Genomic DNA, 9,652 nt, shown 5'->3' with positions numbered 1-9,652 from the left:
CCACGGCGTCCCGCCCGGCGGGGTGGGTCAGGCCGCCGGGCGGGACGCCGTGGGCGGGGGTCGGCACTGGCCCGGTGCTGGAGAACCGCCGTCAGTTGAGCAGGGCGCGTGCCGCCAGGGCCTCTCCCCGGATGCGGTCCGCCGCCTCCGGGTCGACCGCCGTGACGATGTCCGCGTACGCCTCCAGTTCCGCCGCGCCCGCCGTGAACTCGCCGCGCTGCACCAGGAGCTGGGCGCGTTCGTGGCGCAGGCGGGCCGGGTGGGAGGGGAGGAGCAGGGCCAGGTCCAGGGCCCACAGGCCGACGTCGGTGCGCTCGGGGCGGGTCGCCGCCCACGCGCGGACGTTGTTCAGGATGCGCGCGACCACCTCCAGCGTCCCCGCCGGAGTAAGCATCGACGGCTCCAGCGGGCCCCCGGTCGCCCCGGCGACCAGCAGCTCCGCGTCCGGCCCGGTCAGCACCCGGCCGCCGTCGAACGGGTCGGCCAGCACCTGTCCCGCGCCCGGCCCTTCAGGGTCGCCGAAGCCCACGACGAAGTGCCCGGGCAGCGCCACGCCGTACACCGGCGCGCCCGCCCGCCGGGCCACCTCGATCCACACCGCCGACAGCAGGATCGGCAGCCCGCGCCGCCGCCGCAGCACCGCGTGCAGCAGGGAGGACTCCAGCCGCCGGTAGTCGTCCGGCAGGCCGTGGAAGCCGTACCGCTCGCCCAGCAGGTCCCGCAGCGCCACCGCCCACGCGTGCGGCGATCCCGGCCGGTGCGGCAGCTCGCCCGCCAGCCGGTCCAGCTCGATCTCCACCGCGTCCATGCCCGCCTCGTCCAGCGTGCCGTCGCCCTCCGCGGCCACCAGCAGGCACAGCGCGGACAGGCCCGGCCGCTCGCAGCGGGCCTCCCCGGCGAACCGCTTGCGCAGTTCGGCGGAGCGGTCGGGCGGCGGGGGACAGGGGGAGCGCATACCCGGTTCGTGCCCGCTCACGGCGTCCCGTCACCCGCCGTGGCCGACGAATCCGGAGCGGACTCCTTCGGCGTACGTCCCTCCGGGGCGCGGTAGTGGTGGTACGCGTGGTGCGGGGCGAAGCCCAGACGGTCGTACAGCGCCCGGGCGCCCTCGTTGTCCGTCTCGACCTGGAGCCAGGCCGCCGAGGCGCCCTCCGCCAGGGCACGGGCGGCCAGCGCCGTCATCACGGCCGTGGCCAGGCCCTCCCGCCGCCGCGCCGGATCCACCTCGACCGCCGCGAACCCGGCCCACCGGCCGTCCACGACACACCGCCCGATCGCGGCCGGCGCCGCCGCGCCCGGCCCACCCGGCACGGTCGCGAACCACACCGACGGCTCACCCGGGACTGCCGGGGCCTCCGGCGACGCTCCGCCCAGCACCCGCAGGGCCACCTCGCTCACGCCCTTGCGCTGGTACCGCGCCAGCCACGCCTCGTCCGCGTCCCGGGACAGCAGCACTCCGGACGTGTCGTCGCCCAGGTCGGCGACCGGCGCGAGCCCGCCCGTCCACAGCTCCGCGGTCACCTCGCGCACCCACCCGCGCTGCTCCAGCTCCGCGCACAGCAGCTCCTGCGTGCCCTCCGCGCCCGTCGCGGTCTGGACGTACGCCGGCAGCCCGCGGGCCGCGTACCAGCGGCGTACCGCCGTCAGCGCGTCGTCGAGGGGCAGGCCCGGGTCGCCCAGCGGCAGCACCGAGTTGGCGCGCCGCGTGAACCCCGCGGCCGCCCGCAGCTCCCACCCGCCGAGCCGCTCGCTCTCCACCGGCCGCCAGCCCCGGGCGGCCACCCGGGCCAGCTCCTCGTACGACGCCGCGGGGCCACGACGACGCGCCGGGGCGCCCGGCACGACCTTGCCCGCGACCAGCGCGGACTCGGCGACGCGGACACGTTCGCCACTCTTCCTTGTGATTCGCAACACACCGTTGTCCCATGATGTGAGCACCCCGACCGTGTCGGTGAACTTCTCACCCGAGGGACCATGTTCGATCAAGCTCCTCACGGAGACCCGTTTCCCCACGTCAGCGGCGGTGATACGGACCTCGAGGCGCCCGGCGGCTGAGATTTCCACAGGTCAGTTCACCCCTCCTGTTCGGATCATGCTCCGGAACGGAGATACTAGGGGCGGGCATCGACGACGCCGCGCTCCCGCGCGCCAGGCGGCGGAGCCTGAGGAGGCCCGCCAGCGCCCTATCGAGGAGGAACGACAGCGTGACCTACGTCATCGCGCAGCCTTGTGTCGACGTCAAGGACAAGGCGTGCATCGAGGAGTGCCCGGTCGACTGCATCTACGAGGGCCGGCGGTCCTTGTACATCCACCCGGACGAATGCGTCGACTGCGGCGCCTGTGAACCGGTCTGCCCGGTCGAGGCCATCTTCTACGAGGACGACACTCCGGAGGAGTGGAAGGACTACTACAAGGCGAACGTCGAGTTCTTCGACGAGCTCGGCTCCCCCGGCGGCGCCAGCAAGCTCGGTCTGATCGAGCGGGACCACCCGTTCATCGCCGCGCTGCCGCCGCAGGCGTAGCCGTCCCGCATCGGCCCCGCACCGACGCGTCGCCCTCGGTCCCGTACGGCCCCGCCGCCGTACGGGACCGAGGCGTTCGCCGAACCAGCACCAGAAAGTGAGCCCCCGCCCGTGTCCGCAGTCTCCGACCGGCTGCCCGCCTTCCCCTGGGACAAGCTGGAGCCGTACAAGAAGACGGCCGCCGCGCACCCCGACGGCATCGTCGACCTCTCGGTCGGCACGCCCGTCGACCCGGTGCCCGAGCACGTCCAGAAGGCGCTGATCGCCGCGGCGGACTCGCCGGGCTACCCCACGGTGTGGGGCACCCCGGAACTGCGGGACGCGCTCACCCGCTGGGTGGAACACCGGCTCGGCGCCCGCGAGGTGACCCACCGGCACGTCCTTCCGGTGGTCGGATCCAAGGAGCTCGTCGCCTGGCTCCCCACCCAGCTCGGCCTCGGCCCCGGCGACCAGGTCGCCTACCCGCGGCTCGCCTACCCGACGTACGAGGTCGGCGCCCGGCTGGCCCGCGCGGATCACGTGGCGTACGACGACCCGACCGAGCTGGACCCCGCGCGGCTGAAGCTGCTGTGGCTCAACTCGCCGTCCAACCCGACGGGCCGGGTGCTCCCCAAGGAGGAGCTGACCAGGATCATCGCCTGGGCCCGCGAGCACGGGGTCCTGGTCTTCTCCGACGAGTGCTACCTCGAGCTGGGCTGGGAGGCCGACCCGGTCTCGGTGCTGCACCCGGACGTCAACGGCGGCTCCTACGACGGCATCGTCGCCGTCCACTCCCTGTCCAAGCGGTCCAACCTGGCCGGTTACCGCGCCGCGTTCCTGGCCGGCGACCCGGCCGTGCTCGGCCCGCTGCTGGAGATCCGCAAGCACGGCGGGATGATGACCTCGGCGCCGACCCAGGCGGCCGTGGTGGCGGCCCTCGGCGACGACGAACACGTCCGCGTCCAGCGCGAGCGGTACGCGGCCCGCCGCACGGCCCTGCGCGACGCGCTGCTCGCCCACGGCTTCCGCATCGAGCACAGCGAGGCGAGCCTCTACCTGTGGGCCACCCGCGACGAGTCCTGCTGGGACACCGTCGCCCACCTCGCCGACCACGGCATCCTGGTGGCCCCCGGCGACTTCTACGGCCCCGCCGGCGACCGTTTCGTCCGCGTGGCCCTGACGGCGACGGACGAACGCGTGCGTGCGGCGGTCACCCGCCTGACCTCCTGACACCGGCCCGCCGTCCCTCCCGGCGGGCACGTCCCGACCGTCCGCCGCGGGTCGGCAACGGGCTGCCAGAGCCGTCCCGCAGCAGGCCGCCGGGCCCCCGGTCCGGGGGAGAGCTCCGTCCGCCCGCCGGACGATGACACGGTGACCGGGCCGCGCGGTACTCGTCGGACCGGGCGTGGCGCCTGGTCGTGGCGTACCGCCGTGTGACTGCCGGAACGGCTGCCTCCGGCTTCGCCGGACGGCGACCCGTACCGCCGCCGATCGGCCGGCCGACCAGCGGCGCCGCAGGCGTCGCCCGGCGGGACCCCGCCGTCCTGGTGCCGGGACAGTGGCCGCGGGCGGGTGCCGGACACGCCGAAGGGGCCCGGGGGGAGAGGGTCCCGGGCCCCTTCGGATCGCTGCTCGGTCGCCTTCGGCGGTGGGGTCAGCCGAGGGGCAGGTCCTTGACCGGCAGGTTCTTGGTGGGGCCGCTCTTGCCGAGGGAGTCGGTCGGCAGTTCCTTCACGACCGGCACGGCCTTCTTCACGGTCGTGCCCGCGGCCGGGGCCACCTCGGTCGCGTCGGGCGTGGTCTTCTCGACGCCCCGCGTCACGTTGCCCACGGTCTTGCCGGGCGCACCGTCCAGGGCGCTCAGCCCGAGGTTCGGGGCGGACGGCAGCGACGGCGCCGCGCTCGCGGAACCGGCCGCACCGACCCCGGCGGCCGCTCCCGCAGCGACGAGCAGCGCGGCACGGGCGATCCGACGGGTCAGGGGGAGGGACATGGTGCTCCTTCGACGGCAGACAACGGTGATGTCCGGGAGGGCGGACGGTCGGAACCGGCCGCCCGGGACGCACTGACTACCGCCCGACCGCCCAGAAGGTTGCGCGCGTGTCCGGCAAAGAGTCGGCAATGCGGCGCAATGTCGGACCCGATCAACGCCTCCGGGTGATCACCCGCACGCCTGCACGGGAACGCCGCGTACTACGACCCGGTCGTGATCCGGACCGCTTCCGCTTCCCCGTCCGAGCTCGCCGACCCCTTGCCGTCCAGCGGACGCCACTGGCTGTCGGTGTGCCCGGCGACCCACTCCCGGCCCGCGTAGGTGACACTCCGTATGTGCAGCTCGGAGGCGTTGGCGACGGCCCAGTGGGCCAGCTGCCAGCCCCGCGCCCCGGCGTCCCGCCGGTCACCGGAGACGGTGGTGACCGGCAGCGTCACGGTGCCGTCAACGGATTCCGCTTCCGTGCCGGGCGACGCGCCCGGAGAAGAGGGGGCGGAGGACTGCCCCTTCGCGTCGTCCACCTCCGCGCCCGCCGGCTCCAGCACGTCCCGCCCGAAGTCCCGCGCCAGCGCGGCCCGTACCGCGTCCGCGCCCTTCGCCCGGGTCGCCGCGGGGCGGCCGTCGCAGGTCAGCGTCGCGCCCGAGCGCCCGGTGAGGGCGGCGGCGAGCAGCGTCGCGTCCGGCTCGTGCTTGGCGTAAGCCTGCGGGTAGCCGCTGCGCTGCACCTTCTGCGCGGCCACGGTGAGCGGCAGCCGCGTGTAGCCCGGCACCTTCTCCAGGTGCTCGTAGAACTTCTCCGCCGCGTACGCCGGGTCCGTGATCTGCTGCGGCGTGCCCCAGCCCATCGAGGGACGCTGCTGGAACAGGCCCAGCGAGTCGCGGTCGCCGTAGTCGATGTTGCGCAGCGCCGACTCCTGGAGAGCGGTCGCGAGCGCGATCGTCACGGCCCGCTCGGGCAGGTCGCGCGCGGTGCCCACGGCGGTGATCGTCGCCGCGTTCACCGCCTGCTCGGGCGTGAACTCGTAGGTCGCCCCGTCGCCCTTGCCGGACACGACCTTGCAGCCCGGTCCGCCCGAGCCTCCGGTGACGTACTGCACCACGAGGTAACCGGCGACGGCTGACAGCACCGCGAAGGCCGCGCCGCAACGGAGCAGACGGCCACGGCGTTTGCGCTGAGGAGTGGGGGACGGCTCTGGCACGCGTACAAGGTACTGGAGAGTACGTTCACATGTGAGCCAGGTGTGGACACCGGGCCGTTCACCTCCCGCGCTAGGGTCGACGGCATGGCCGACACCCCGCTTGACCTCACGCTGGACGCCGCGCGCCTCACCGCGCAGCTCGTCGACTTCCCCTCCGAGAGCGGTACGGAGAAGCCGCTCGCGGACGCCATCGAGGCGGCGCTGCGCGCGCTGCCGCACCTGGAGGTCGACCGGCACGGCAACAACGTCGTGGCCCGCACCCGCCTCGGCCGCCCGGAGCGGGTGATCCTGGCCGGCCACATCGACACGGTCCCGATCGCGGACAACGTGCCCTCGCGTCTCGACGAGGACGGCGTCCTGTGGGGCTGCGGCACCTGCGACATGAAGTCCGGGGTCGCCGTCCAGCTGCGCATCGCGGCCACCGTCCCCGAGCCCAACCGCGACCTCACCTTCGTCTTCTACGACAACGAGGAGGTGTCCGCCGACCTCAACGGCCTGGGGCACGTCGCCGATGCGCACCCCGACTGGCTGGAGGGCGACTTCGCGGTGCTCCTCGAGCCCTCCGACGGGCAGGTCGAGGGCGGCTGCCAGGGCACCCTGCGCGTGCTGCTGAAGACCACCGGCGAGCGCGCCCACTCCGCGCGCGGCTGGATGGGCTCCAACGCCATCCACGCCGCCGCCCCCATCCTCGGCCGTCTCGCCTCGTACGAGCCCCGGTGGCCGGTGATCGACGGCCTGGAGTACCGCGAGGGCCTCAACGCGGTCGGCATCTCCGGCGGCGTCGCCGGCAACGTCATCCCCGACGAGTGCGTCGTCGCCGTCAACTTCCGCTACGCCCCCGACCGCAGCGAGGAGGAGGCCCTGGCGCACGTCCGGGAGGTCTTCGCCGACTGCGGCGTCACCGAGTTCGTCGTCGACGACCACAGCGGCGCGGCCCTGCCCGGCCTGTCCCACCCGGCCGCCGCGGCCTTCATCGAGGCGGTCGGCGGCACCCCGCAGCCCAAGTACGGCTGGACCGACGTCTCCCGCTTCTCCTCGCTGGGCATCCCCGCCGTGAACTACGGCCCCGGCAACCCCCACCTGGCCCACAGGCGGGACGAGCGCGTCGACACGGCGAAGATCCTCGCGGGGGAGGAGCGGCTGCGGTCCTGGCTGACCGCCTGACCCCCGTACGGGCGGGTGCGCGTTTGGAACGCTCTCACGTGGACATGCTGACGTCCCCCGTACGTAACCCGCGTAGATCTACGCTGAGGCGGTACGACCTGGCAAACGGAGGGAGCGCACATGGCTACGGGCAACCCCGAGGGGAAGCGGCAGCCGCCGGACGAGAAGCGCCTGGGACCGGTCCTCCGCCGGCGCGGTCAGGTGGACTCCAGCACCACCGACCAGCGGCTGCTGGACGAGCGCGCGCCGAGCGACTGGGTGCACACCGACCCCTGGCGGGTGCTGCGCATCCAGTCGGAGTTCATCGAGGGCTTCGGCACCCTGGCCGAGCTCCCGCCCGCGATCAGCGTGTTCGGCTCCGCCCGCACCCCCGCCGACTCGCCCGAGTACGAGGCCGGTGTGCGGCTCGGCCGGGGCCTGGTAGAGGCGGGCTTCGCCGTCATCACCGGCGGCGGCCCGGGCGCCATGGAGGCGGCCAACAAGGGCGCCCTGGAGGCCGACGGCGTCTCCGTCGGCCTCGGCATCGAGCTGCCGTTCGAACAGGGACTCAACCCGTACGTCGACATCGGGCTGAACTTCCGGTACTTCTTCGTCCGGAAGATGATGTTCGTCAAGTACGCGCAGGGCTTCGTGGTCCTGCCCGGCGGCCTCGGCACGCTCGACGAGCTCTTCGAGGCCCTCACCCTGGTGCAGACCCAGAAGGTCACCCAGTTCCCCATCGTGCTCTTCGGCACGGAGTACTGGGGCGGCCTCGTCGACTGGCTGCGCTCCACGGTGATCGCCCAGGGCAAGGCCGCCGAGAAGGACCTGCTGCTGTTCCACGTCACGGACGACGTGGACGAGGCCGTGGCCCTGGTCTCCAAGGAAGCGGGCCGCTGACCGCCCGCGGCACCTCAGGGGCGGCCGGGGCGACGACCCCGCCGCCCCGCCTCTGTCACGCCGACCCCCGTCACGCGGGCCCCCGTCACGCCAGCCCGCGCCGCGCCACCGCCGGCTCCCGGTGTCCGGCGATCGACGACACCATGTCCAGCACCTGACGCGTCTCGGCGACCTCGTGCACCCGGTACACCTGGGCGCCCAGCCACGCCGACACCGCCGTCGTCGCGAGCGTCCCCACCAGCCGCTCCTTCACCGGGCGGTCCAGCGTCTCGCCGACGAAGTCCTTGTTGGACAGCGACACCAGCACCGGCCACCCGGTGGCCACCATCTCCCCGAGCCGCCGGGTCGCCTCCAGGCTGTGCCGGGTGTTCTTGCCGAAGTCGTGCCCCGGGTCGATCATCACCGACTCCCGCGGCACCCCCAGCGACACGGCCCGCTCGGCCAGCCCCAGGGTCACGTCCAGGATGTCCGCCATCACGTCGTCGTACGCCGCCCGGTGCGGCCGCGTCCGCGGCTCGGCCCCGCCCGCGTGCGTGCACACGAGCCCCGCGCCGTAGCGGGCGGCCACCTCCGCGAGCCGCGGGTCCACCCCGCCCCACGCGTCGTTCAGCACGTCCGCGCCCGCCTCGCACACGGCCTCGCCGACCTCGTGCCGCCAGGTGTCCACGCTGATGATCACGTCCGGGAAGCGGTGGCGCACCTCGGCCACGAAACCGGCCGTCCGCCGCACCTCCTCCTCGGCCGAGACCTCCTCGCCGGGCCCCGCCTTCACCCCGCCGACGTCGATGATCGCGGCGCCCTCGGCCACCGCCTGCTCCACGCGCGCGAGCGCCGGCTCGTCGCGGAAGGTGGCGCCCTGGTCGTAGAAGGAGTCCGGGGTCCGGTTCACGATCGCCATGATCACCCGCTCGTGCGGTGCGAATTCCCGCCTGCCCAGCCTGAGCATCCCCTGGAACCTCTCCTCGTCCTGCCGTCCGGGCCGCCTCCGTCCGCCCGGCGGTCCCGACTGTCAGACTCGCATGGCACGATCGGAGCCACACATCCGACTCCGACTCATCCGACCGTGGGGGCCCCGGCGATGGTTATGTTCCTGTTCCTGGTCGTCGCGCTGGCCGTCGTGGTGGGCGCGGTGACCCTCGCCGTGGTGGGCGGCGGGGACAACGCCCCGCTGCCCGAGGCGGCGCCGGAGCGGCTCCAGGACTCCCTGCCGCCGGACCGCCCGGTCGGCCGCGCGGACGTCGACCGCCTGCGCTTCCCGCTCGCCGCCCGCGGCTACCGCATGGCGGACGTGGACGACGCCCTGGGCCGCCTCGCCGCCGAACTCGACGAGCGGGACGCCCGGATCGCCGACCTGGAGTCCGCGCTGGCCGGCGCCCGCGCCGCCGCGGCGCACCTGTCGGCGGACAAGCCCGCGCCGCACCCGGAGGACGATCAGCGGTGAGCGACACCCCCGGCGACACGCCGCTCGGCCCCGACGGCCTGCCGCGCTGCCCCTGGGCACTGTCCGCCCCCGACTACCTCGCCTACCACGACGAGGAGTGGGGCCGCCCGGTGCACGGCGACGACGCCCTCTTCGAGCGGCTCAGCCTGGAGGCGTTCCAGTCCGGGCTGTCGTGGATCACGATCCTGCGCCGCCGCCCCGGCTTCCGCGCCGCCTTCGCCGACTTCCGGATCGCCAAGGTCGCGGAGTTCACCGATGCCGACCGCGAGCGGCTGCTCGCCGACGCCGGAATCATCCGCAACCGCGCGAAGATCGACGCCACGCTCGCCAACGCGCGCGTGCTGGCCGGCTGGGCGCCGGGCGAGCTGGACGCCCTGATCTGGTCCCACGCCCCCGAGCCGGCCGGCCGCCCCGCCCCGCGCACCCTCGCCGACGTCCCCGCGGTCACCCCGGAGTCCACGGCCCTGTCCAAGAC

At 74.3% G+C, this 9,652-nt stretch carries 11 protein-coding genes; 6 read left to right on the top strand and 5 right to left on the bottom strand.

Annotated elements, in window-relative coordinates; translation table 11 throughout:
• Positions 1-91 precede the first annotated feature (91 nt).
• Positions 92-955, bottom strand: coding sequence for a transglutaminase-like domain-containing protein (locus CCN29_RS24600; protein WP_086684520.1), 864 nt, complete (start codon positions 953-955; stop codon positions 92-94).
• A 17-nt stretch (positions 956-972) separates the two neighbouring features.
• The gene (locus tag CCN29_RS24595; protein ID WP_086684517.1) at positions 973-2,064 is read right to left on the bottom strand and encodes a GNAT family N-acetyltransferase; all 1,092 of its coding nucleotides are present in this window, start codon (positions 2,062-2,064) and stop codon (positions 973-975) included.
• A gap of 140 nt (positions 2,065-2,204) precedes the next feature.
• Here CCN29_RS24595 and fdxA point away from each other — a divergent pair, with 140 nt between their 5' ends.
• A complete protein-coding gene (gene fdxA / locus CCN29_RS24590; RefSeq protein WP_006135610.1) occupies positions 2,205-2,522 on the top strand; it encodes a ferredoxin in 318 nt (105 codons plus the stop codon).
• A 111-nt stretch (positions 2,523-2,633) separates the two neighbouring features.
• A complete protein-coding gene (locus CCN29_RS24585) occupies positions 2,634-3,731 on the top strand; it encodes a bifunctional succinyldiaminopimelate transaminase/glutamate-prephenate aminotransferase (protein ID WP_086684513.1) in 1,098 nt (365 codons plus the stop codon).
• A gap of 424 nt (positions 3,732-4,155) precedes the next feature.
• Here the strand turns inward: CCN29_RS24585 and CCN29_RS24580 are convergent, their stop codons facing one another.
• Both CCN29_RS24580 and CCN29_RS24575 read right to left on the bottom strand, forming a co-directional pair.
• Positions 4,156-4,494 carry a hypothetical protein gene (locus CCN29_RS24580; protein ID WP_006135608.1) on the bottom strand — a complete coding sequence of 113 codons (339 nt, stop codon included), beginning with the start codon at positions 4,492-4,494 and terminating at the stop codon, positions 4,156-4,158.
• A 200-nt stretch (positions 4,495-4,694) separates the two neighbouring features.
• The gene (locus CCN29_RS24575; protein ID WP_228731397.1) at positions 4,695-5,693 is read right to left on the bottom strand and encodes a VldE C-terminal domain-containing protein; all 999 of its coding nucleotides are present in this window, start codon (positions 5,691-5,693) and stop codon (positions 4,695-4,697) included.
• A gap of 84 nt (positions 5,694-5,777) precedes the next feature.
• Between CCN29_RS24575 and dapE the strand changes: the two genes are divergently transcribed.
• Both dapE and CCN29_RS24565 read left to right on the top strand, forming a co-directional pair.
• Positions 5,778-6,857, top strand: coding sequence for a succinyl-diaminopimelate desuccinylase (dapE, locus tag CCN29_RS24570; RefSeq protein WP_006135606.1), 1,080 nt, complete (start codon positions 5,778-5,780; stop codon positions 6,855-6,857).
• Between the two features lie 120 nt (positions 6,858-6,977).
• Entirely contained in the window at positions 6,978-7,736 is a 759-nt protein-coding gene (locus tag CCN29_RS24565; RefSeq protein ID WP_006135604.1) for an LOG family protein, read from the top strand.
• 85 nt (positions 7,737-7,821) lie between these two features.
• Here CCN29_RS24565 and folP read toward each other — a convergent pair whose 3' ends face one another.
• A complete protein-coding gene (gene folP, locus CCN29_RS24560) occupies positions 7,822-8,682 on the bottom strand; it encodes a dihydropteroate synthase (protein WP_006135603.1) in 861 nt (286 codons plus the stop codon).
• A gap of 132 nt (positions 8,683-8,814) precedes the next feature.
• Between folP and CCN29_RS24555 the strand changes: the two genes are divergently transcribed.
• Together CCN29_RS24555 and CCN29_RS24550 are read left to right on the top strand one after the other, a co-directional pair.
• The gene (locus tag CCN29_RS24555) at positions 8,815-9,177 is read left to right on the top strand and encodes a DivIVA domain-containing protein (protein WP_031060328.1); all 363 of its coding nucleotides are present in this window, start codon (positions 8,815-8,817) and stop codon (positions 9,175-9,177) included.
• Positions 9,174-9,652: DNA-3-methyladenine glycosylase I (locus CCN29_RS24550; protein ID WP_086684507.1), on the top strand; the 479-nt coding region annotated here is incomplete at its 3' end. The genes CCN29_RS24555 and CCN29_RS24550, both read left to right, overlap by 4 nt.

Origin of the sequence: Streptomyces pseudogriseolus (genome assembly GCA_002154585.1) — a bacterium.
GTDB classification, from domain to species: Bacteria; Actinomycetota; Actinomycetes; order Streptomycetales; family Streptomycetaceae; genus Streptomyces; species Streptomyces pseudogriseolus.
Note: the sequence above shows the minus strand (reverse complement) of the source record. Positions and strands in the feature narration are given on the sequence as shown.

Coding starts and splice junctions, on each gene's coding strand:
- CCN29_RS24600 (WP_086684520.1), bottom strand. CDS start 955: ATGCGCTCCCCCTGTCCCCCGCCGCCCGACCGCTCCGCCGAACTGCGC.
- CCN29_RS24580 (WP_006135608.1), bottom strand. CDS start 4,494: ATGTCCCTCCCCCTGACCCGTCGGATCGCCCGTGCCGCGCTGCTCGTC.
- dapE (WP_006135606.1), top strand. CDS start 5,778: ATGGCCGACACCCCGCTTGACCTCACGCTGGACGCCGCGCGCCTCACC.
- CCN29_RS24565 (WP_006135604.1), top strand. CDS start 6,978: ATGGCTACGGGCAACCCCGAGGGGAAGCGGCAGCCGCCGGACGAGAAG.
- folP (WP_006135603.1), bottom strand. CDS start 8,682: ATGCTCAGGCTGGGCAGGCGGGAATTCGCACCGCACGAGCGGGTGATC.
- CCN29_RS24555 (WP_031060328.1), top strand. CDS start 8,815: ATGGTTATGTTCCTGTTCCTGGTCGTCGCGCTGGCCGTCGTGGTGGGC.